This window comes from Hoskinsella mucinilytica (genome assembly GCF_045223415.1).
Classification (GTDB): Bacteria; Bacillota_I; Bacilli_A; order Erysipelotrichales; family Erysipelotrichaceae; genus Hoskinsella; species Hoskinsella mucinilytica.
In genome coordinates this window covers 15,977-39,128 of record NZ_JBEQZJ010000014.1, presented here as the reverse complement: position 1 = coordinate 39,128, position 23,152 = coordinate 15,977, and the positions used below count along the sequence as shown (strand labels likewise).

Sequence of the window (23,152 nt, the reverse complement as noted above, 5' to 3'; positions counted from 1 at the left end):
GTGAGAAAAGATGGTTGAAATTACAATAATCCAAGCAATATTAATCGGCTTATGGACAGCATTCTGTTATTCAGGTATGCTATGGGGAATTTTTACAAACAGAGCAATCGTATTAAGTTTTGGTGTTGGTGTCATATTAGGGGATATCCCAACAGCACTTCAATGTGGTGCCATTGCGGAATTAGCATTTATGGGCTTTGGTGTAGGTGCAGGTGGTACGGTTCCACCAAATCCAATCGGACCCGGTATCATTGGTACATTAATGGCAATTACTATGAGTGATGTTACACCGGAAAGTGCGTTATCCTTATCTCTACCATTTGCGGTAGCGATTCAGTTCTTACAAACAGCAATTTATACTGTACGTGCAGGTGCTCCAGAAGGTGCTGCCAATGCATTGAAAAAACAGAACTTCAAAGCGTTTCGTCGTGGCGCAAATATGACCGTAGTATTATTTGCTATCGTTGGATTTGCATTAGGTTTCTTAGGAGCCTTCAGTATGGATACCTTAAACCATTTGGTAGCTATGGTACCTGAATGGTTATTAAACGGATTGACAGTCGCAGGTGGTATGCTTCCTGCAATCGGATTTGCGATGATCATGAGCGTTATGTTGAAAAAAGAGCTCGTTCCATTTGCTTTGTTGGGGTATATTCTTGCGGCCTTCTTAGGTTTACCGGTCATCGGTATCGCCTTAGTTGGTGCGGTATTCGCTATCAAGCATTATAATGAATCAGAAAAAGCTCCTGTTATGAACGGCGCAGGGGCACAGGAGGTAGAACACGATGACTGGATCTAATAAGCTGACAAAGAAAGATTATACCAAAACGACCCTACGTGCTTATTTCTTACAAAATGGGTTCAATTACAGTAACTATCAAGGACTTGGTTATGCTTTGGTCATGTATCCTGCATTTAAGAAATTGTATGGAGATGATAAGGCAAAACTTGCGGAAGAATTAAATCAAAACTGTGAATTCTATAATACCAATCCAAACTTCTTACCATTTATCACATCTATTCATTTGGCAATGGCAGAGAATGGAATGGAATACGAAGAAATTCGTGGTATTAAAATGGCATTGATGGGACCTTTGGCCGGTATTGGTGATTCTTTATCTCAATTCTGTATCGCTCCTTTATTCTCTACCATCTTTGCATCAATGGCAATGGATGGTATCACGATTGCACCGATTCTATTCTTGTTGGCAGAGAATATCGTGTTATTGGCAATCAAATTAGTAATGGGTGGCTATGGTAGAAGACTTGGAACAAGTATGATCGATAAGCTATCAGAAAAGATGGGTGTAATTTCTGAGGCAGCCGGAATGATCGGTGTTACCGTCATTGCAGGTCTTGCGGCAACCTTTGTGAAAATGAATGTTGCCATTACCTTTGCGGCTGGTGAGGCAGCTGAAGGTGTAAAACAATCTACCGTCAATATTCAGGCAATGTTAGATAAGGTTGCACCTGCATTACTTCCTGTTCTATATACCTTGTTGATGTATTATTTAATAAAGAAAAAGGGTGTCACAACCTATGTGCTTGTACTTATCACCGTCGTTGCCGGTGTCGTACTAAGCTGTCTTGGCATTCTGGCATAAGAGATTGGGGACCTGTAAAGGTTCCTTTTCTTGATTACAGAGAAAGGAGCATTAAGATGGACTTAAATTATACCAAACAACGATTACATCATATTTCCCAGGAAAAAAGAATAGAGGATATGAAGTATTACATATCTGATGAAGATGGAAAACAAATCGTACAACATGCAAATCAATTGATCAAACATATCATTACCTTTGATAAGCCATGGGATATGGAGCGCTGTACTATACCTTATCAATTAGATAAGATCGATTGGAACATCCAAAGAAACGAAGATGAAGAATGGTGCTTTATGTTGAACCGTATGGACTATCTTTCAGATTTGATGTTGGCAACCTTACTTACGCAAGATGATAAGTATATGCGCAAAGGGAAGGAATGGATACTTGATTGGATTCGTTCACATAAGCAAATGAAACCGGAACCTAGCACACGAACCTTGGATACCGGAATCAGAATCATGAACATCATGGAAACACTTCCTTATATATATAAGAAAGAACAAATCAGTGATGAGCAATTATCAGAAATACTCACACATTTACAATTACAAATCGATTATTTAAAAGAACACTATCTGACAAAATATACGTTAAGCAATTGGGGAAGTATTCAAACCTGTGCCATTCTATCAGTGCTTCCCTTTTTAAAGGAAGACTTTTTATCTGACGCAATCTATCAATGGGCATATGAAGAATGGTCAACACAGTTTTCGATTCAAGTATATGAGGATGGTATGCAATGGGAACAATCTACCATGTATCATATAGAAGTATTAAACTATGGGATGAAGGCTCTATATTATCAAGACGTTTTCCATCAACCAAACTCTAGAATATGTAAAGAACAAATATATCGTATGGCAGATGCTTTGTTTTATCAAATAACGCCAGATCATCAAATAGAAACCTTTGGCGATAGTGATCGTGTTTCTATCTGCGATGTGTTTCATAGAGCATCGGTTTTATTTCAACAGCCTATATGGAAAAGTGCAGGTGCGAAAACTTATGATCCAGATAGTGTATATGCCTTTGGGTGCAATTGGGCTGATCGTTACGCTCATTTAGATGCTCAAATACCGGATGATCTTGTTTATGATGGTGAGGATAGTGGTATGTTTACCATGAGAAGCAGTTGGGATGCACTCGCAAGTTTTACCATGTTTACCAATGGTTCGTTGGGTAGTGGACATGGACATAGTGACAATTTACACGTATCTCTTTATCATCATGGTGTACCGGTCTTGATCGATCCCGGTAGATATACCTATCGAGAAGATCATCCACTTCGTGTCGAATTAAAATCTATGCATGCACACAATAGTGTTCTTGTAGATCATATGGAATATTGCTTGCCAAGTGATAGTTGGGGATATCATGATTTTGGCATACCTTGTAAGAATTATATACGACATACCCAAGGTATCCATTATATAGAAGGGATGATGATCGGTCATTCACCTTTACAAGTATGGACACGAAAACTGATCGTGATCGACCCTGATATTTGGATGATCGTTGATGAGATGAAAATAGATGGAAATCATACCATGGAGGTTTCTTTTTCCGTTGACCCTAACATGCATGCCGGTATCGGCAAGAATTTGATTTCTTTGTGTGGAGAAAGTAACCTGTATATGTTAGGAGAAGTAGGTAGTATACAAAAGGGTATCTGTTCTTTACGATATAATGAAGCAAGAACACATGATATCGTTTCCTTTCATAAAGCATTTCAAGATGAAGGAAATCATATCACTGCTGTGGTTTCTACTTCTATTCAGGTGGAAAAAGTAGATATTTTACAAAATGGTACAGAACCATTGAATGAGGAGATCGCTGAGGCTAGAAGATTTACGATATCACCAGAAGAAAGCTATACGATCGTGGTTTTCCACAAGGAGTTATTTCGTGGAAAGAAGCTATGTACATGTGAAGGCTTACCATTCCATGCAAAGTGCGTTGTCATTCATAACGTTAAGGGTATGAAAAAACTGATTCGATTACGTGCATAAATACTTGCATGATGAGGAAAAGTGGTACATAATGAACGATAGATGAGGGAGAATGATAAAAATGGAAAAAGGTTTATTATTTGATTTTAATGGTACGATGTTTTTTGATAGCCCAAAGCATAAGATGGCTTGGGATGTTTTCAGTAAAAAATATAGAGGGATACCTATTCGTGATGAAGAAATGGACCATATGCATGGACAAACGAATAAGGCGATCATTTCTATCCTGCTTGGAGAAATGAGTGAAGAAAAAAGCAAGCAGCTATCTGAGGATAAAGAGGCATTATATCGAGATATCTGTAGACAACAACCAGAGACTTTTCATTTGGTACCGGGATTAACAACTTTATTAGATACATTAAAAACGATGGGTATCCCTATGACGATTTGCAGTGCTTCTATTAAGGCAAACATAGATTTCTTTGTGGAATCTTTTCACTTAGATCAATGGTTTGATATAGACAAGATCGTATATGATGATGGCTTGCATAAAGATAAGGTCGCTATGTTTACAGATGGCGCAAATCGAATTGGTGTAGCATTGGATCAATGCATGGTGATCGAAGATTCTTTATCCGGAATTGCATTTGCGCATCAATGTCATGTAGGACAGATCGTTGCCATCACTGAACCGGAAAAAACAGAAGCATATAAAAAGCTTGCGGGGGTAGATCGAGTGATTCATGATTATCATCATTTTGATTTATCTTTCTTCCAAAGATAGTAAACAGGTTTGCTAAAGCAAAGCGGCATGTGTTAAAATAAAGGCGAACAATCGAGGTCGGAAGAATATGAGTGAAAAAATTACGATAAAAGAAATAGCAAGAAGGGCACAGACATCAAAAACAACCGTATCTTTCTATTTAAATGGGAAAACAGAGAAAATGTCAGAAGACACCAAGCAAAGAATTGAAGCCGTTATCAAAGAGACCAATTATCGTCCAAGTGTGGCAGCACGTTCTTTGAATTCCAAGGGAACGAAATTGATCGGCGTCATCATCGGAGATATCACCAATGCGTTCGCAAATCAAATCGTCAAAGGCATTGATGATTTCGCAAGAGATAAGCGATATCAGTTGATTGTAGGAAACAGCAATTACATATTGGAAAATGAAGCAGATTATGTAAACCGTATGTTAGCAATGGGGGTAGATGGATTTATCATACAGCCTTCTAGTCAGTTCGATCAATTAATCGATACGATCAAGCAAGAAGGAAAAGATGTTGTATTCATCGATTCACAGGTTTCTATGGATAAAGAAAAATGGGTGAAAACGAATAATTATGAAGCAGTATTGGAAATGAGCGAGGAATTGATCAGAAAGGGTTATGATGAATATATCATGATAACAGCTGATCCAAGTGTACTTAGCACAAGGATGGAAAGAACAACTGGATTTCTGGATGCATTACATCTCAATGGGAAGGAATGTATTACACATGTTGTAGATGGCGATGTTGAGAGTGAGGAATTGACCGTGTTATTGAATAAGGAATTAAAGTTTGGTACACGCACCTTGATATTTGTCGCAAATTGTTTTCTTCTTCCCAGAGTATATATCGCTTTGAAAAACTATCGTAATCTTATGCCACAAACCATTGGTCTGATTGGCTTTGATAATACCGAATGGAGCAATTTCTCATCCCCTACTGTCACTACCATTGTGCAGCCTGCGTATGATGAAGGACATCAAGCCGCTAAAATATTAATTGATGCATTGGAACATCATGATGAAGAAGCACCTAATCAAATTTTACAATGTAAGATCAATTGGGGAGAATCCACAAATTAAAACACATCATATCATTATGAAATAACTGAAACAATAGAAAAGGTAGACGATGATCTACCTTTTTCAATGCTTTAAATCTCTATTTCTTTCTTTACATAAACGGCATCTATGAACGATGGTGATGTAGGATGTTCAGTAAAAAGATGATAGAATGGAATTTTTAAAATAAAATAGGATAAGGTCGTGCCACTCATATTTAAGAGGAAATCATCGATATCCATGGTACCTGATAAAGTAAGTAATTGAATGATTTCTACCGATAGGATCAATAGACACATAAAACCTAAGAACTTTCTACATTTGGTCATAGAAGGAAATAGCTTTGGTAGAAAGAAAGCAAACGGCATAAATGCGACAAAATTACCTAATAGATTAATGGTCGCAATGTCATGTAGATCATTTGCATAAGCATTCATCATCAAATGAATGGTGTCAAAGGGCTTTAGATTTGTACGAAGCTCCCATTGCTGTTTCAGACTTTCTAAATAATGTCCATCGAATAATGGATTGTTTTGACGAGAAAATTCACTTGCGAAAAATAACATATAGATCATTTGAGCAATATAATATAAGAATAAGATCCACCAGAATATATGATAGATGCGTTGCTTTTTTTCATCTGTTTGCATTTGATGTGCAATCAGGATGGTCGCAATTCCAAGAGGTAATGTAAATGCCGCAGCCAATGTGAATCTTTCTGTAAAATTTAAGGTATAAATAGGATTTAATCCGGCATATAAGGTATAGATGATCGAAAGAAACGAGATGAACAGACAGATTCTTACACCTATTGATTTTGTGATATTAGCCATGGGCGCCCTCCTTTCTTGTGTACCTATGATACGTTAATTTTATCTTGAATACAAGGTTCATTTTCTTACTTTTTCCTTAATGTTTTCAAGGCGTAAATCTTAAGGCATATACAAATAGATAAAATGTTGTATAATAGTTAAGTAAGGTTGTGAAACGATGAAACTATATACGTGTCCCCATTGTCAATCTGAGATTCGACTCAAATTATTTTTTGGCAATGCTCATTTGAAATGTCCAAATTGTCAAAAGGAATATATGTTGACGATGAAGAGTATGAAACTTAGAATGCTAGAGCCTTTTGTGGCAGTTGGTATCGCAGTTTCTACAAGTCTGTTATTTCTCAATGGGAAGACGATCGATATCAAAACGATTTATATTCTTGGCGTAGCCTTTCTGTTGGCTGCCTTTATGGACCTATTTCTGGTGCGCCTGGGAATTTTGAAATATGAAGAGAAAGCGGATGGGTGAATTTATGAAAAAAACAAATAAAAAAAAGACAACACCAAAACAAAACGGTGAAAATGTAATTTTAGTAAAGGGTTATCGTTCCTTAGAGAAAAGAGATTTATCTTCTCGTTTTTATGCTTTTTTGGTTGATGTGATTGTCATGTTGATACCGATTGCATTATGGAATATTCTGTTCTTGTCAATATTTGGAAGTATCGTAAGCATTAGTGGTATCAAAACAATGAGCATTGTCATTTGTGTTTTATTATTGATTACCATTTTATTGATCAATAACTATATTTATGCACAGACCAAAGGACAAAGTCTAGGTAAAAAAAGCTTTGGTTTGCGTGTGATCACGAAAAGTGGAAAGGTTGCGATGAAGCGTCGTCTTCTTATGCGAGAAACCTTAGGATTTGACCTTCCGTTTTTGATCTTATTTTACTTTACTAATATGTTCGGTGTCATGGCCTATTGGTTCTTAAATGGATTGGTCGTTTTCTTTGATCCGATGCATCGAAGTATCATTGATTTTATCGTAGGAACAAAAGTGGTAACGTATGATCCTAGCTTATTAACACCTGTAAAAGAGATACAGCCAAAGAAAGCAGAAATTCCAACACCTGTACAAAAAGCAACTGTAACACCAACTACAACCATTGATTTGCATATTCATTCTAATTTCAGCGCTAATGGAAGTTACAATGTAGAAGAGATTTTCCAAAAGGCGAAAGAAATAGGATTACAAACGATCTCAATTACCGACTTGGATTGTGCAAAATCCATTGCGATTGCGCAAAGAATGAGTTCCTTGTATCACGTAAACTATGTGCCTGGTATTGAAATCAATGCAGATTTACACGGCAAAAGAGTACGAGTCCTAGGTTATTTTGTGGATTATCCACATGAATTATACAATCAAATTGAGAATGATAGTCTTATTAATGAAAAACAAGCTAGTATTGAACGAGTTAGAAAATTTGAAAATATCATCGGACTTCATGTACCGGTAGAACAATTGTTGTTGAATAACAGATTTCAAAGAATACCGGGAGAAATGATTGCGGAATATGTATTAAATCGTGAGGAATATCGATCATCACCATTGCTTCAGCCTTATTTAAGTGGAACCAAATCTATGGAGCCTTATAAAGAAATGGCAAAGGATTTCTTTGCATATGGTAAGCTATGTTATGTCCCTGTAAAATATCCTGATATCAAGGATGTATTAGATGTTATTCATTTAACGAATGGAATTGCGATCATTGCTCATCCGGGAAAACTGTTGGCAAATGATCCTGTCTTATTGAATGAAGTCATGCGCTTGGATATCGATGGTGTTGAAGTATTCCATCCAAGTCACACGAAAGCTGATATCACACAGTTATTGAAAATGACAATGGATAGAAAATTATTTGTTAGTGCCGGTAGTGGATTCTATGGTAATAGTGGTGAAGCAATCGGAAAAACAAACTGCCCTAAGGATGGAGAAAAACTAGTAGAATTGTTTGTAAATGCAAGAGGATAAAACTACAATAAAATAGTTTTATCCTCTTTTCTTCTTATTTTGCATACAAATAATAGATAACTTTGGTATATGTAAAGGGGAAGCAATCAAATTACATTTTGCCATAAACAGGAAGAATAGATTCTTTTTGTTATTTCCAAGAAGTCCTTCGTAATTTCCTTGTCCTTTACTGATGATCACATCACTGTTATCAAAAATATTCCGAAATGCGAAAGAAGTGTGGTTCAAAACAGTACCTAAAGCAATATCACCGTTTGATATTATTGTTGCGACTTCTTGCATATTAACTTGTTTTGCATCTTCCAATGTTACGTCATTTACAATCGGTGCACCTCTTACACCATAATAAACATTTATCTTAGGAAATAATTTCTTTATATGACGAATGAAAATTTTATCCAAAACGATTTCTCCACAATTATCTGCTAGATATAATACATTTTTTGCTTCTTTCAATTCATTGAATAAGGATAGACTATCGTCGATGGCCAAATCATTGTTTAATATGTTATCTATCATTTCAAGTAGTGTATTGATATCAAAGGTATGGTTTGAGGAAAAATCTATTAAATTTCCAACGATGCTGATTTTGAGTGCTGTTTTAAATTTATCAGATGAGTTGTAAATGAGGTTGCTGATATGGTTTTCATATTTCATAAGTTCTAGATTATAATACGTTTTTATACTTTTATAGGGATCTTGATTGCCTAAATATTCTGAAATCTTACTCCATAGTTCTCCCATGACTTCCGGATTTGTCTTACGCATATCAACTGTTTTTAGATAAGAGGCTATGATTTCATTCAGTTGACATTCTTTTTCTGAATCTAAAGATAACATTTTCTTTATCTTATCTGATTGTTTTATATCGCATTGAATACAATCTTTGTGCATAATAATCTAACACCTATCTTTCTTATTATTTAAAAGTATCATTCACTTTGCCAATCTTATTTTAACAGATAGGAACGATAGTGAGAAAGAAAAGTTAACAAAAGATGCAAATATCAAGCATACTGATTTTATAAAAAAACAAAAGGGTAACTAGATGATTTGTAAACGTAATCATTTCGTGGGTCATTATACGACTCTATTTAGATTACTTATACCGGAAAGTGTGATCTGAGATTGAAATTTTCAGTTTAACCCTTGTAAATAGGGATACAATTCTATATAATGATAGCAAAGGTCAAGACAGGAAGAGTATGTTATCTGGAAATGGTAGAGAGCAGATGGTTGGTGAAAATCTGTATGGAAGGATAAGAGAAGATGGCCCTGGAACCGCTTTTCTGAACAATTAGGAAAAGACGTTGTCGGCGTTAACGATCAAGGTGCAGACATGCACGAATAAAGGTGGTACCACGAGCTTTCGTCCTTTGGCGAAGGCTTTTTATATTTTAGGAGGCTAAGAGTATGTGTGAAAATTGTAATAACAAAAAAGGCAAGTATTATATCACAACTGCGATAACATATACTTCCGGTAGACCACATATCGGAAATACATATGAAATCGTATTAACGGATGCGATAGCACGTTACAAACGTCAACAAGGCTATGATGTGTTTTTTCAGACAGGAACCGATGAACATGGTCAAAAGATTGAGGAAAAAGCAAAAGAAGCCGGCGTGACACCAAAAGAATTTGTGGACAATGTAGCAGGAATTGTACGTAAAAACTTCGATATGATGAATACAAGTTATGATTATTTTGTTCGTACAACAGATGATTATCATGAACGACAGGTTCAAAAGATTTTCAAAAAGTTATATGAGCAGGGTGATATTTATAAAAGTACTTATGAAGGAATGTATTGTACACCTTGTGAATCTTTCTGGACGGAAAGTCAGCTAGTTGATGGAAAATGTCCGGATTGTGGTAGACCTGTACAAAAAGCAACAGAAGAAGCTTATTTCTTTAATTTACAGAAATATGCACCTAAACTGATTCAACATATTGAAGAACATCCTGAATTTATTCAGCCTGAATCAAGAAAAAATGAAATGATCAATAACTTCTTGAAACCGGGACTTCAAGATTTGTGTGTTTCACGTACTAGCTTTAAATGGGGAATTCCTGTAGATTTTGACCCAAACCATGTTGTTTATGTATGGGTAGATGCATTAAGTAACTATATTACATCTTTAGGATATGATGCAGATGGAAACCATGGTGAAAATTATAAGAAATTCTGGCCAGCAGATGTTCATATTATTGGTAAGGATATCTTACGTTTCCATACGATCTATTGGCCAATTATGCTGATGGCACTTGGAGAACCATTACCAAAACAGGTATTTGGTCATCCATGGTTATTGGTAGGCGATGGAAAAATGTCAAAGTCAAAAGGTAATGCAATTTATGCAGATGAATTGGTTCATTACTTTGGAGTAGATGCAGTTCGTTACTTTGTATTACATGAAATGCCATTTGCACAGGATGGAACCATTACTTGGGATTTGATGGTAGAACGTGTAAATTCTGATCTTGCGAATGTTTTAGGAAATTTAGTAAATCGTACCATTAGTATGCAAAATAAGTATTTCAATGGTGTGATCAGTAATCCATTAGAAAGTGAAGAAATTGATAAGGAATTGATCAATCTTGCGATAGATACACCAAAACGTGTAGAAGAAAAGATGAATACGCTTCATGTTGGAGATGCAATCGAAGAAATCTTTACTTTGTTGAAAAGATGTAATAAATACATTGATGAAACAGAACCTTGGGCTTTGGCAAAAGATGAAGCGAAAAAAGATCGTTTGGCAACCGTATTGTATAATTTGTTAGAAAGTATTCGTTTTGCCGCAGTATTATTAAGTAGTTATATGCCGGAAACATCAGATAAGATTTTAGATGAATTAAGTACCAGTGAGCGTGATGCCGAAAGCTTGAAAGAATTCGGAAATCTGGAATGTGGACACACTGTTGATTCTAAACCGGAAATTTTATTCGCAAGAATTGATGTGAAAGAATTCATGAAAACACTGGAAGAGGATAAGAAAAAAGAAGCTAAGGAAGCAAAAAAAGCAGATAAGAAAGCAACAAAAGATGAAGTAAAACCTGAAATCAGTATTGAAGATTTCACAAAGGTTGAATTGAAAGTAGGAACGATCTTATCCGCAGAAAAGCATCCTAAGGCTGACCGTTTATTGGTTGAACAAATTGATCTAGGTGATGAAACTCGTCAAATTGTAAGTGGAATTGCAGGCACCTTCAAACCTGAAGAAGTAGTTGGAAAAAAGGTCGTTGTTGTGACAAATCTTAAACCGGTTTCATTGCGTGGGGTAGAAAGTCAGGGTATGATTCTTTGTGCTAGTAACGATAGCGATCTTGATATCGTCACTATAGCGAAAGACTTACCTAATGGAACGAAGGTAAGCTAATATGAACGCAGGAATGATAAGAACGATCGCATCTTCTATATTACTCATTTTGGTTGCAGCATTCTTTATTTATGATGGTATTTGCACAGATCAAATTCTTATGATGATCATTGGTATTGGGTTATTGGTGTTAGGAATTGTACGTTTTATCATTTTTAGAAAGGCTTGTAAAGAAGTAGAGAAATAATCATCATTTCTCTGCTTTTTATTTACCCTATTACCAATGATGATTCATTGACGAAATACATCATTCGTTACACTTTATCTTGACTAGCTATGAATAAGGTATCATAATAAAGATAGAAGAGGGATATCTAAAATGATAGAAAGAAAGGAGAACTTTTATGAAAAAGAGAGCGAAGTTATCATATGTTATCGCAATATCCACTTGTTTGATTCTATTAACCGGCTGTAATCAATCAAATCCATCATCATCTAAAGAAGCACCTGTGACATTTTCAACTGCCCAAGGAGGATTAGATGGAAAAGGTACAAAAGTGATTGAATGGGGAGAGGAACCTAACTTTCAAGATGATATGTATTTTAAACTAAATGAAGATGTAGATCGTAATGATATTAAAGTTCATTACGAATATGATGCAGATAATGTTGGAAAAATTCAAGATATGAAAGTTGTTGTTGAATATGATGGAAAAGAATATCAAGGTATGTTTCCAATTTTGATTGATGATACTCATAGTCCTGAAATTAGCTTTTCAGGTGATAAAAAGGTCATGGTAAATAAATTGTTTGATACAACACAGGTTATGAAAGTAACCGATAAAAAAGGAAATGGAAAAGAAGACATAAAACAATGTGATCAATTCAATAAGTTCTATCAAGGTTATATTGTCGTCTTTACGGATGCAAAGGATGAAGAAGGTACTCGTGAAGCTTTACAAGCTCAAGCGGGAAATGAGCTTGATGTAGAAAACCCTGGTATATATAAAATGACCATAAAAGCAAGCGATGGTCATGGTAATGTGACAAGTGAAGTGGTAGATATAGAAGTTGTAGATGAGTTGATTTATAAGAGTTGAGATAAAAGGTGTGTTTCATAGAAGCCTTTTAGTTAAATGAACCATAGAAAGCTTTATATAGAATGTTGAGTTTCTGATTATTTTAAAACTATATCACAAGTGATAAAGATCATATGTTTATATTAGATCTGTGAATTGATGAAACATATGAAGTTTGTGATTATTCTTTGAAATATTAGAAGATTGCATATTAGCTAAAAATAAATGAAATAGTCATTTATCATTTTTTGGTTATTCATAGTGCATAATGTTCTTGACTTTCTATAAAAGCGGTTACATAATTAAGGTATAAAGAGGGGTATCGTTCTATACAATTTACGTGATATCACATGTATAAGAACTACTCATTAGCTACTTACATTATGTAAGAGAATGGAGGCAAAATATGTTTGAGGTTATGATTGCTGAGCATCTATACGATTATTGGTATGTTGTAGTTATCATTTGTGTCATAATAGCACTTGTTTATAGATATTTTGCTAAAAAAAGATAACTATTTAGAAGGAAAATCAATAGAGGATAAGACATTAACTTAAATGTATGATAATAGCTAGATTCATGATTTAGAAAAGGAGGAAATTTCATGAAAAAGAGTGTTATGGTGATTTTATTCGCATGTTTGCTCATCGTTGTAGGAGGATGTAATAAGAAACAGGAAATAAAAAAAGAGGAAATGAAGGTCACTAGTACAGAAATTTATGATATGAATGAAGAATTTCATAAAGAAGGTTTAAAAACAGTTTTGGAATATAGTGAAGGGGATTATCAAGTAATCTACACAGTATATATACCATTAGATGAAAAAAGAGATTTCGATAAATCTGTGAATAGTATTGTCAATGTTGATGTGAAAAAAGGGACAAAGATCGTAGCAAGTAATACACCTAAGATTGGGGAAGCTGATGCAACCTTGACTATGGAAGATGAAAAAAATATTCGTTTGCATAGTGAATTTGATGTTATACAGAATGATAAGGTCGTACTGGAAGTACGAGATGATGTCAAACTAAATTTCGAAAAAGAATCAGACACATATAAAGTAACTATTTCTGAATGAAGCAATGATATCAAGCAGTAGGCATGTTATTGCTTTGGTAATATAGGACGATAAAACATGATTATATTTAATAAGTAATGATAGCTTAAAAGCACAACGAGGAGAAATAAATATATGAAAAGAAAAATAGGGTTTCTATTAATATTAGCAGGTGTAGTATTATGTTTTATTACGGTAGCGATGTTTCCGCATGGAAATAGAGAAGGTTTAGATATGATAGATAACTTGTATCGATTTATTTTTCTAAGTGGTGTCTATTTAATGCTTTTTATGGGTGGTGGTATCTTGGTAATATTGGATAAATTAGAAGAACGAAAGTAAAAATATTATTCTAAAGGCACTATAGATATAGCATCTATAGTGTCTTCTTTTGTATTAATAAAATTGCTTATTCAGTAGAATTATATATTTTCTTTAAAGATGTGATATAATAAAAAAGAATAGAGGGGAATTATTGTGAAAATAGCAATTTTAGATGATAGTGAAAACATGAGAAATAAAATCAAAAATATTGTGATACAAGAATATTCAGAAAATGATGTTTTTACATTTTCTAGTATTCTTGAATATGAACAGAATCAGAATGTTTTTGATCTTTTATTGCTTGATATTGAATTACAAGAAGAACATGGTATCGAATATATCAAGTGTCATCCACAAAAACATTGCTATGTCATCTATGTTTCTTCTCATAATGAATATATGATTGATGCGTTCGAAATAAATGTTATGGGGTTTGTACCCAAAAATTTGATAGAGGAAAGGCTATTAAATCAAATACATATTGTTGAAAAAGAAATTTTATCTAAAAAGAGTTATGTTTTTGATACGTTGAATGGAAAAATTGATCTCAAGGAAAGTGAAGTTTTGTATCTTTATTATTTAGAACATACGGTTTGTTTGAGAATGACGAATGGAGAAATATTATATTTAACAGCACGATCATTAAGAGAGGTTGAAAAAATGCTTTCTAATGATTTTTACAAAATAAATAGGACGCACATTGTGAATTTAAAAAAAATTAAACAGTTGATGAAAGATACACACGAAGTTCTGATACTGGGAAATAAAAAACTTAAAGTAAGTGATCGTGTATGGTCAAAATTCAAGAATGCTTATCAGGCTTCGAGGTATCACTATGATTGAATTTATAATTGAATATTTGTTTAGTCTGGCAGATTATGCTTTCCTATTATATTTCTACCTATATCTTAATCATGAAAAAATAAATATGAAAAAAAGATTTTTCATAGCAATTTTGATGATGGCTTTGATTCAATATGCAAGTGAATTATTTATTTTACCAAAATTCATAAGTTCAGTAAAAGATAATATTTTTATTTTTCTATTTCTTTTTCTATATGGAAAAAAGAAAAATATAAACAATTCTTTAAATGCGTTAATGATTTCTTCCTTGTTTTTATTCTTATTATCCTTATGTGTTAATCTTGCAAATATGATATCAATTAATATTGGCTTAACGCTTATCTTTGGTATGTATAGAATCATCTTTACCATAGTAATCAAAGCATGCATTATTCTAATGATGTACTTAATTCTTTCACAATTAAGAAAAGTAGAATTTGATACAAGTAACAAAACCTTTATGATAACTATCATTTGTCTAAGTATTTGTGGCATTTTGGCATCTTATATTTTACAACTCTCAGAAGGCAATCAGAATTGGATGATTGCGATGATTTTAATTGAAATCATTGCCTTTTGTATACTTTATTTTTCGTTAACATATAACATACTTATGAAGAAAAATTACCATGCAGGTATGTTTCAACAATTAATTGCTTTGACGGAACAACAGATTGATGAAATATCATTAGAACATAAGCAAACTCAAATTCTGATCCATGATGTTAAAAATCAAATGTTGGAAATAGATGATATGGCTAATCGAAATGAAACAGATAAGATCCATGAATATATCAATCAATGGATGAAATCGTTCGTGTTTTCTCACGTAACACCATTATGCTTAAATATTTACGTAGACCATGTATTACGACAAAAAATGAAGGAATATCCAATGATTTTATTTCATATCAAATTACAGATACCTGAGCATATTCCTATGAATACCACAGATTTATTATCTTTCATTACCATGATACTTGATAAAAGCTGTAAATCTATAAAACAGCATGATGATAAAAATTATTATTTTGAATTAAAAGGTAACGATTATGAGCTTAATTTATATGAAAGCTATTATTATGATACAGAGAGTAAGAAGAATGATTCCTTCAGTGAATCATACATCAAAGAACTGATAGAGAAGTATGATGGAACTAGTTCAATTGTCATAAAGGAAAGCATCTTTACACAATCAATATTACTGATTTTATAAGAAAAATCGTCACTCGTTGTTTTGGTTCTTATGAAATGTTTCATTTGATGTGAAGAAAGTCAAAAAAGAAAGGATAGACTAATATGAGAAAATGGTATGGAAGGATCGTTGTCGTCATCATCGTCATTATGATATTTATCTTATTTAATCAAAGAAATATAAAAACACACATACTTATAGGTACTTATCAAAGTGAGGGATGTAGCGACTTATATTTTAATTTTTATGAAGATGGAACTTATGAGTGTTTTAGTTATGAAAGTGATCACTACATTGTTGATTCATCCGGGATGTATAAGGAAATTAAGAATGGAGAATATCAACTTAGTCCTGATGATGGGAAATCAATATTGTTACGATTAGAAAAAGACGTGTTTAAAATTGAAAAAGGAACATCAATTTGTGTATTTCAACAGCGCTCAAAAATTCCAATCATAATTGAGTATGAGTAAGATAATAACACTTGGACACAAGTAATATGAATAAGGAAACGTAAGAGGGTAATAATCTATGGGGTAATTGTCTTTTTGTTGCATGTCCTATTTCATATACGAAAGATTTAACTTATGATGTTTGATAAAAGCTGTAAATCTATAAAATAATGATAAAAATAGTATTTTGAATTAATAAGAACTGATAGAGATATATAATGGAAGCCGTTCAATTGTCAATCAATATTACTGATTTTATAAGAAAAATCGTCACTCGTTGCGTAAAAATCGTCACTCGTTGTTTTGGTTCTTGTTTTTATTTAAGTATGGTTGCATAATGAAGTTAGAAAGGAAGAGATATGGTAGCACGGATAGGGACATCATTTGGTAAATGGTTACATAGACATGGTGCAATTCGAGAATCACAAATTGATAGTATTCGTTATGCATTTGAAATCATTTGTAGTGAATTTTTTGAATTAGTGATCATGATTGTATATAGCCTAGTTACTAACCAGATAGTAGAAACGATTTTCTTTATTGGAACATTCCAATTATTGCGAAGGATGTATGAGGGTTATCATGCAAAAACAATAACAAAATGTTTGATGATTACAGTTTCTGTGTTTCTAGTGATTCTATCCACATATGCAAGCTTACAAGTAAATTTATGTTGCTTTACGCTAGCTATTATATTACTTGTACAATTAATGTTAGGGATAAAAGATAGATGGAAGAATCCTTTCTATATATCATTTACGCTTATGTGCTTAAGCGTTTTGATACTGATATTAGGATATAAAGGATTTCTCCAAATACTGACATTAGTTGAAGTGGTTGTGTTGATATCATATCTTCCAGTGAGGAGGCAAAAAAGATGAAAAACAAGTTAGTTAAGGCAGTTGCCAACATCATGTTAGGGATTGGCAAACATTATGACGGAAATGTATCACCACATGGGTATTATAAACCAAGAAAGAAGGAAAAAAGTTTATGAAAAAGATAATAAAATTTCTATTGCCAGGAGTTATGCTCGCTTGCTTGACAGGCATTATTCATGGGGCTTCTGTATCTAGCTCATGGGAGGGAAATGTTCAGTATTATCAAATGCCATTTTCTTATATGACTATGCCTAATAATAGTGAAAGAAAAGTAACGATTAATTGGACTGATGCAGCAAGCTCTGATTCATTTAAAGTAAATTTTAGAGTGAAAGACAATTCAAAAAACGATGTTTTAGTCATGACATTACCTTATTGCTCTTCGTTTACAAGTGGAAGACAGAATGTACTAATCCCAGGTGATCGGTTTTGGCTATATGGTGATAGAGAACATTATATAGACCCAGCTGTTTATATTTGGGGAAATTGGAAATTATTTTAAAGTTGGGCGATTTTGCTCAACTTTAAAATATAGAAAGGAGTGCTTGTATGAATTTGAGAAGAAATAAATATTTTGATTTTGTATTTATTTTAACTTTGTTTTTTTTGTTTTTCTTTTTTTTAACAAGCGAAACTGTTTCAATTGGGTTGTTTTCTTTTACATCATCAAATTCTTACCCAACACAAAATGATTATTTAGAAAAGATACTTACATTTGATACGTACATGATTGAAGGATTCAAACCTATGCAATTTCTTATGCCGGTTTTGGTTAGTACGGCATCTTTAGGGTTTTTATATGAGAAGAAAGGCTTTCTTTTCCATTTTTTTACATTAAAACAAGAAAAATACTGGAAAGCTTTGATGAAACGATTGCTATTTTATAGTTTGGTAATATCTATTATCATATTTGGAGCATTTGTAGTGTTTTGGATAATAGGAGTGATTATTTTCCCTAAGGTTAATGATCCCAATGGATCATTTTGTTATACAAGAGAAACATTTTCGGATATCATGGGTATGGATTTCTATTTGAATCATAGATATGGATTTTATCTAGCAGAAGGATTTTTAAAATGCATTCCATTCACTTTTATATATAGCTTGATTTCAATGTGTATTGGGTTAATTACAGACAAGAAATATCTTTCAGTATTAGTCCCTACCTTATTTTATTTTCTATTAATACCTTTAGTAAGTAGTTTACCAATATTTAAACTAAAAGATTATTTATATCCGAATACGATTTTTGTTGTTGGATCTATGGAACAGCCAAGTACTATAGCCTTGTTTTTAGCTTTTGTTTTACCAATTGTTTTAATTATCGTTATGTTAATTAAGATCTTTTTCTCTAAAGAAAGAGTAGGAGTTTCTTAATGACATTCTCATTTAAAAGAGAATGTGTTTTATATGCTATTTATTTGGTGTTTATTGTGATTCATAAGTTTACAAATATAATTAGTACATTTTGGTTTTGTGCACTGATATATTTAATTAGCTTGTTTTACTTGTTTTCTGTTAATAAAATTAATTGCTTTCAATTGGTAAGATTTAAAACAATGAAAAGATTATATAGAGTAAAACTTAAAAAAACAGTATCTTTGTGCTTTAGGATTAGCGTTGTATTTATCGTCTTATTTAATTTATTATCTGCTGTAAAAAGTGTGCAAACTGATTTAAGCATCCTACACTTTTCTCTTTACTTTTTTATAAATTTATTACTATCAGATATGTTACTGTTTTCAGCGGAATTGATCAGAAGATTAATGCACATGGAACTATTATTGGTGATACTCACAGCTTTAAGTTTTATCTTAATGCAGTGCGGTGTAATAAGATATAACTTGTTATTTTACCCGATTATGAAGTTTGATACGAATATATGGCATTACATGGATCAATTATTACCTTATTTATTTGTTATATATTTTATTTATCTATTAAGGGTGGTGAAATATCGTGAATATTAAAATGAATCCTAGGCTTTTGCTTTTAAACTTTCTGATTTTATTGTTTGGAATATGGTTTGTCAAACAAATCTATTTAAAGCCCGATGAAGAAACAGTGAGTGTAGTATCATCCTTTGTTTTCTATGATATTGAAACATTAACAGAAAGGCATATGTCGATTTTTAATTTACCATTACTTTCCATTTTTTTAAGCTTTCTTTTATGTAATATTTCACTTGTCTTAGAGAATGCAAATGATATGGATTTAAAATATATGCAACTAATTAGATATGCAAATATAAAGAAATATATGATTAAAATATCTTTAAATAAATTGCTGATAAACGTTATTCATATTTGTTTGATTATATTGCTTTATATAGTTTGTTTGCTTTTGAATGGAATTGTCTTTAAAAGTATAGACGAATGGATAAATATTTGCTATTTTTTATTAAAAGTTTTCTTGTTGTTTGATGTTTTGACAATTTTGTTTCTATATTTTCAAATGTTTCATGAGAAAGAAAATTGCTTCTCACTCTCTGTTTTTCTTGTAATCGGAGGATTATGCATTTATTTTTTGCATTCAAATATTAATATGATATGTTTTAGTAGAAGACCTGATATCTTTACAGTTTTAATTTATATAGGAGTTTGTCTTATACTTCTTATCATGTTTATAGTGAAAGTTCTAAAAACTAAAGAGTTATAAATACAGGAGGTATATATGATCGAATTAAAAAATATCAATAAAGCTTATAAACATATTGAATTATTTCAAGATTTAAATTATGTATTTGAAAATGGTCAAATTTATCTGATTAAAGGTCCAAATGGCTGTGGTAAAAGTGTGCTCTTAAAAATGATGTGTGGCTTTTCTCTTCCTGATAAAGGAGAAATTTTTTGTGATGGTAAACAGTTGCATAAAGAAACTGATTTTCTTCCTAATTGCGGAGTAAGTATCAATAATGATGAATTTATACCATATCTTTCAGGTTATGAAAATTTGAAAATGTTGTTAGACATTAATAAGAAAGTAGATAAATCAGAAATATCACGATATGCTGAGAAATTAATGTTAGCGGATAGTATCAATAAGAAATACAAAAAATATTCTCAGGGCATGAAACAAAAAATGCGTATCATTCAGGCGATGATAGAAAATCCGGCAATATTAATTCTAGATGAGCCAACCAATGCGTTAGATCAAAAATCATTGATTATATTGAGAGATATGTTGTTAGATTATATGAAGGATAAAGAACATATCCTCATTTTGACAAGTCATTCAGACGATATGATATCATCTTTAGCGACCAGTGTGCTAGAAATTGAAAATTTACAGTTAGTGAAAAAGTAAAGAATGAGAAAATATGCTTATCATAATAGTAATTAGATAAGCAGAAAGATTGAAAACAATATAGGTATACACCGTGGATATTGAATCTGTGGTGTTTTTTTTATATAGCATTTTAATTTTTATGATTACTACATCTTTCTGTATAATATATAAGAAAGCAAAAATACTAAATGAGAGAAAACGAAGAAAAAAATAGAAATAAAGCCTTAAATTAAGGGGTAAACATGCTATAATAATGACGGTGTGTACGGATTTCATACAAAGATGGGTAAATGTCTGTTACACGTATGAAAAGGGATATGGTAGAATATCTGCTGTATCAAAATAAGGAGATATGGTTATGTTAAAAGTTTTGAAGCATCCACTGATTACGCATAAGTTGACACAGATGCGTAATAAAGACTGTGGGACCAAAGATTTCCGCCAAAATCTAGATGAGATTGCTGGATTGATGGCTTATGAAATCACACGTGATATTCCTTTGAAAGAAGTCACGATCGAAACACCGGTTGCAACGTGCGAAACCTATGAAATGGAAAAGGAAATTGTATTAGTTCCGATCTTACGTGCAGGGCTAGGTATGGTCAATGGTATCTGTAATTTAATACCTACCGTAAAAATTGCACATGTCGGATTGTATCGAGATGAGGAAACTTTGGAACCTCATACCTATTTTGAGAAGTATCCTAAAGAAGTGAAAGATGCGATCGTAATGATCGTAGATCCTATGCTTGCGACAGGTGGTAGTGCGATTGCGGCCATCGATATGGTGAAGAAACAAGGTGCAAAAAACATTCGTTTGGTTTGTCTTGTAGGAGCTCCTGAAGGTGTCAAGGCTGTGGAAAAAGCGCATCCTGAAGTAGATATCTATCTAGCAGCACTTGATGAGAGATTAAATGAACATGGCTACATCATTCCGGGTTTGGGTGATGCAGGAGACAGAATTTTTGGAACAAAATAAATGAAAGATGTCATGAAAGCGATGCGTTTTATGATGACACTGTTGATCAGCTGTATTCTTAGCGTCTTAGCGGGAATCTGGCTGGATGGCTTGATGCATTCTACACCTATATTCCTTTTGGTGCTTCTTGCATATGCCATAGGTTCCAATTTCTATTTATTATGGAAGGGAATGAGTAAAGATGAATGAAACGAAAGCAATGGGAAGAGAAATTAGAAAGATCACCCTCTCCATTATGCTGTTAGTATGTGGTTTATCTTTACCGGTGTTTGAAAGCTTTCAAAGCATTACCTTAGGTATTGTAATCGGTGCAATGTGTGGCTTATTGGGATATGGTATGATCGAACGTATGTGTTCCAATATCGAATTGTACGAGAATGCGAAAGGTAAGGGGTATAGCTCTTATGTAAAACGATATGCGTTATATACTTTGATTTTTGCGTTCAGTGTTTACAAGGGTATCAACATCTTTGCACTGTTAGTAGGAATGCTTTGTCATAAAGCAGCTATCGTCGTATATGCAGTATTGCATAGAAAGGAGGTAGATTAGTGGCTATTGATATCATGATTGGTGGATTTCATCTGTTTATTCATCAATCAATCGTGAATTGGCTGATTCTTTGTGTCATTCTTTGTGTTTTCTTTATCGTTGCAGGTAATAAATTCAAAAAGGCTGATCCCAAAGAAGCTCCAAAAGGGTTCATTTTGGTTTGCGAGTGTATCGCAAATTTAGGAACCAATATCGTTGGTGACAATCTGAAGGAAAGAACTAGAACCTATTTGCCATTTTTCGGAACATTGATTTTTATGATGGCACCAAGTAATTTACTTGGATTGATCGGACTTCAGCCACCGACAAGTAATTTAAGTGTCAATGGTACTTTGGCAATTATGATGTTTTTGCTTGTTCGATATACTGAGATCAAGCAACAAGGTATCAAAGGAAAGATTCAAGGATTATGTGATCCATTCTTTCTATTTCTGCCTTTGAACATCTTAGGAGATCTGGCTTTGCCGGTATCCTTATCATTACGTCTATTTGGAAATATGTTGGCAGGTACGATCATCGTGGGAATGGTGTATTCTATGATGAGAGGCTTTATGCCTGCTGGTGTTCTGGGATATGCAGTGACACCGTTCTTACATGCGTATTTCGATATCTTCTCAGGTCTGATACAGACCTATATCTTCTTCACACTGGCAAGTTTCTTCTTGTCAGATGCATATCCGAGTGAGGATGAATAAGTAAACCATGAAACAGGAGGAAAATTAAACATGGAATTCAATGAATATTTTGTACAAGGTATGGCTTTATTAGGTGCTGGTATCGCAATGATCGCCGGTTTAGGTCCTGGTATCGGACAGGGTATTGCGGCAAGTAAGGGTGCTGAAAGTGTTGGTAGAAATCCAGATGCTGCCGGTAAGGTTCGTAGTATCATGGTTCTTGGTATTGCCATGGCCGAAACAACCGGTATCTATGCATTGGTTATCGCATTGATCCTAATTTTCATGAAAGGATAGAATTACAAT

Annotated in this window: 27 protein-coding genes and 1 other annotated feature; of the genes, 25 read left to right on the top strand and 2 right to left on the bottom strand. The window is 33.2% G+C overall.

Features of this window, described 5'->3' with window-relative positions; genetic code table 11:
- Positions 1 to 10: 10 nt before the first annotated feature.
- From UGRO018_RS06540 to UGRO018_RS06520, 5 genes are all read left to right on the top strand, one after another.
- On the top strand, positions 11 to 799 hold the full coding sequence (locus UGRO018_RS06540) for a PTS mannose/fructose/sorbose/N-acetylgalactosamine transporter subunit IIC (RefSeq protein WP_416325666.1): 789 nt from the start codon (positions 11 to 13) through the stop codon (positions 797 to 799).
- Positions 786 to 1,604: a PTS system mannose/fructose/sorbose family transporter subunit IID gene (locus tag UGRO018_RS06535; protein WP_416325665.1), complete on the top strand. Its 819-nt coding sequence runs from the start codon at positions 786 to 788 to the stop codon at positions 1,602 to 1,604. The genes UGRO018_RS06540 and UGRO018_RS06535 overlap by 14 nt, the downstream gene beginning before the upstream one ends.
- Before the next feature lie 56 nt (positions 1,605 to 1,660).
- Positions 1,661 to 3,619, top strand: a complete 1,959-nt coding sequence (locus tag UGRO018_RS06530; protein WP_416325664.1) for a heparinase II/III family protein — start codon at positions 1,661 to 1,663, stop codon at positions 3,617 to 3,619.
- Positions 3,620 to 3,680: 61 nt separating this feature from the next.
- Complete coding sequence (locus UGRO018_RS06525; protein WP_416325663.1) at positions 3,681 to 4,343, top strand: HAD family hydrolase; 663 nt, start codon at positions 3,681 to 3,683, stop codon at positions 4,341 to 4,343.
- A gap of 67 nt (positions 4,344 to 4,410) precedes the next feature.
- Positions 4,411 to 5,412: a LacI family DNA-binding transcriptional regulator gene (locus UGRO018_RS06520; protein ID WP_416325662.1), complete on the top strand. Its 1,002-nt coding sequence runs from the start codon at positions 4,411 to 4,413 to the stop codon at positions 5,410 to 5,412.
- A gap of 71 nt (positions 5,413 to 5,483) precedes the next feature.
- Here UGRO018_RS06520 and UGRO018_RS06515 read toward each other — a convergent pair whose 3' ends face one another.
- Entirely contained in the window at positions 5,484 to 6,224 is a 741-nt protein-coding gene (locus tag UGRO018_RS06515; RefSeq protein ID WP_416325661.1) for a VanZ family protein, read from the bottom strand.
- Between the two features lie 157 nt (positions 6,225 to 6,381).
- Between UGRO018_RS06515 and UGRO018_RS06510 the strand changes: the two genes are divergently transcribed.
- Entirely contained in the window at positions 6,382 to 6,693 is a 312-nt protein-coding gene (locus UGRO018_RS06510; RefSeq protein WP_416325660.1) for a hypothetical protein, read from the top strand.
- 4 nt (positions 6,694 to 6,697) lie between these two features.
- A complete protein-coding gene (locus tag UGRO018_RS06505) occupies positions 6,698 to 8,200 on the top strand; it encodes an RDD family protein (protein ID WP_416325659.1) in 1,503 nt (500 codons plus the stop codon).
- Between the two features lie 18 nt (positions 8,201 to 8,218).
- On the opposite strand, the gene UGRO018_RS06500 is transcribed toward UGRO018_RS06505, so the two are convergent.
- Positions 8,219 to 9,094 carry a damage-control phosphatase ARMT1 family protein gene (locus UGRO018_RS06500; protein WP_416325658.1) on the bottom strand — a complete coding sequence of 292 codons (876 nt, stop codon included), beginning with the start codon at positions 9,092 to 9,094 and terminating at the stop codon, positions 8,219 to 8,221.
- A gap of 288 nt (positions 9,095 to 9,382) precedes the next feature.
- Positions 9,383 to 9,580, top strand: a binding site (T-box leader).
- Between the two features lie 33 nt (positions 9,581 to 9,613).
- Here UGRO018_RS06500 and metG point away from each other — a divergent pair.
- From metG to atpE, 18 genes are all read left to right on the top strand, one after another.
- Positions 9,614 to 11,584: a methionine--tRNA ligase gene (gene metG, locus UGRO018_RS06495; RefSeq protein WP_416325657.1), complete on the top strand. Its 1,971-nt coding sequence runs from the start codon at positions 9,614 to 9,616 to the stop codon at positions 11,582 to 11,584.
- A gap of 1 nt (position 11,585) precedes the next feature.
- Positions 11,586 to 11,771, top strand: coding sequence for a hypothetical protein (locus UGRO018_RS06490; protein ID WP_416325656.1), 186 nt, complete (start codon positions 11,586 to 11,588; stop codon positions 11,769 to 11,771).
- Between the two features lie 157 nt (positions 11,772 to 11,928).
- Complete coding sequence (locus tag UGRO018_RS06485) at positions 11,929 to 12,624, top strand: hypothetical protein (protein ID WP_416325655.1); 696 nt, start codon at positions 11,929 to 11,931, stop codon at positions 12,622 to 12,624.
- A gap of 583 nt (positions 12,625 to 13,207) precedes the next feature.
- Positions 13,208 to 13,681 carry a hypothetical protein gene (locus tag UGRO018_RS06480; protein ID WP_416325654.1) on the top strand — a complete coding sequence of 158 codons (474 nt, stop codon included), beginning with the start codon at positions 13,208 to 13,210 and terminating at the stop codon, positions 13,679 to 13,681.
- Between the two features lie 114 nt (positions 13,682 to 13,795).
- On the top strand, positions 13,796 to 14,002 hold the full coding sequence (locus UGRO018_RS06475) for a hypothetical protein (RefSeq protein WP_416325653.1): 207 nt from the start codon (positions 13,796 to 13,798) through the stop codon (positions 14,000 to 14,002).
- Between the two features lie 135 nt (positions 14,003 to 14,137).
- Positions 14,138 to 14,827 (top strand): LytR/AlgR family response regulator transcription factor, encoded by a 690-nt coding sequence (locus UGRO018_RS06470; protein ID WP_416325652.1) that lies wholly within the window; start codon positions 14,138 to 14,140, stop codon positions 14,825 to 14,827.
- A gap of 85 nt (positions 14,828 to 14,912) precedes the next feature.
- Entirely contained in the window at positions 14,913 to 16,043 is a 1,131-nt protein-coding gene (locus UGRO018_RS06465; protein ID WP_416325651.1) for an ATP-binding protein, read from the top strand.
- A gap of 83 nt (positions 16,044 to 16,126) precedes the next feature.
- Positions 16,127 to 16,495 (top strand): hypothetical protein, encoded by a 369-nt coding sequence (locus tag UGRO018_RS06460; RefSeq protein ID WP_416325650.1) that lies wholly within the window; start codon positions 16,127 to 16,129, stop codon positions 16,493 to 16,495.
- A gap of 338 nt (positions 16,496 to 16,833) precedes the next feature.
- Positions 16,834 to 17,355, top strand: a complete 522-nt coding sequence (locus tag UGRO018_RS06455; RefSeq protein ID WP_416325649.1) for an accessory gene regulator B family protein — start codon at positions 16,834 to 16,836, stop codon at positions 17,353 to 17,355.
- Positions 17,356 to 17,467: 112 nt separating this feature from the next.
- Positions 17,468 to 17,857 carry a hypothetical protein gene (locus UGRO018_RS06450; RefSeq protein WP_416325648.1) on the top strand — a complete coding sequence of 130 codons (390 nt, stop codon included), beginning with the start codon at positions 17,468 to 17,470 and terminating at the stop codon, positions 17,855 to 17,857.
- Positions 17,858 to 17,904: 47 nt separating this feature from the next.
- On the top strand, positions 17,905 to 18,732 hold the full coding sequence (locus UGRO018_RS06445; protein ID WP_416325647.1) for a hypothetical protein: 828 nt from the start codon (positions 17,905 to 17,907) through the stop codon (positions 18,730 to 18,732).
- Positions 18,733 to 19,314: 582 nt separating this feature from the next.
- Positions 19,315 to 20,013: a hypothetical protein gene (locus UGRO018_RS06440; RefSeq protein WP_416325646.1), complete on the top strand. Its 699-nt coding sequence runs from the start codon at positions 19,315 to 19,317 to the stop codon at positions 20,011 to 20,013.
- Between the two features lie 15 nt (positions 20,014 to 20,028).
- Positions 20,029 to 20,661, top strand: a complete 633-nt coding sequence (locus tag UGRO018_RS06435) for an ATP-binding cassette domain-containing protein (protein ID WP_416325645.1) — start codon at positions 20,029 to 20,031, stop codon at positions 20,659 to 20,661.
- Between the two features lie 340 nt (positions 20,662 to 21,001).
- Positions 21,002 to 21,622: a uracil phosphoribosyltransferase gene (gene upp, locus UGRO018_RS06430; RefSeq protein ID WP_416325644.1), complete on the top strand. Its 621-nt coding sequence runs from the start codon at positions 21,002 to 21,004 to the stop codon at positions 21,620 to 21,622.
- Positions 21,623 to 21,811, top strand: coding sequence for an AtpZ/AtpI family protein (locus UGRO018_RS06425; RefSeq protein ID WP_416325643.1), 189 nt, complete (start codon positions 21,623 to 21,625; stop codon positions 21,809 to 21,811). It abuts the gene before it with no gap.
- Positions 21,804 to 22,172: a hypothetical protein gene (locus tag UGRO018_RS06420; RefSeq protein ID WP_416325642.1), complete on the top strand. Its 369-nt coding sequence runs from the start codon at positions 21,804 to 21,806 to the stop codon at positions 22,170 to 22,172. The genes UGRO018_RS06425 and UGRO018_RS06420 overlap by 8 nt, the downstream gene beginning before the upstream one ends.
- Positions 22,172 to 22,867, top strand: coding sequence for a FoF1 ATP synthase subunit A (locus UGRO018_RS06415; protein WP_416325641.1), 696 nt, complete (start codon positions 22,172 to 22,174; stop codon positions 22,865 to 22,867). Before UGRO018_RS06420 ends, UGRO018_RS06415 begins: the two co-directional genes overlap by 1 nt.
- Positions 22,868 to 22,897: 30 nt before the next feature.
- Positions 22,898 to 23,143: an ATP synthase F0 subunit C gene (gene atpE / locus UGRO018_RS06410; RefSeq protein ID WP_416325640.1), complete on the top strand. Its 246-nt coding sequence runs from the start codon at positions 22,898 to 22,900 to the stop codon at positions 23,141 to 23,143.
- The last annotated feature ends 9 nt before the right edge of the window (positions 23,144 to 23,152 follow it).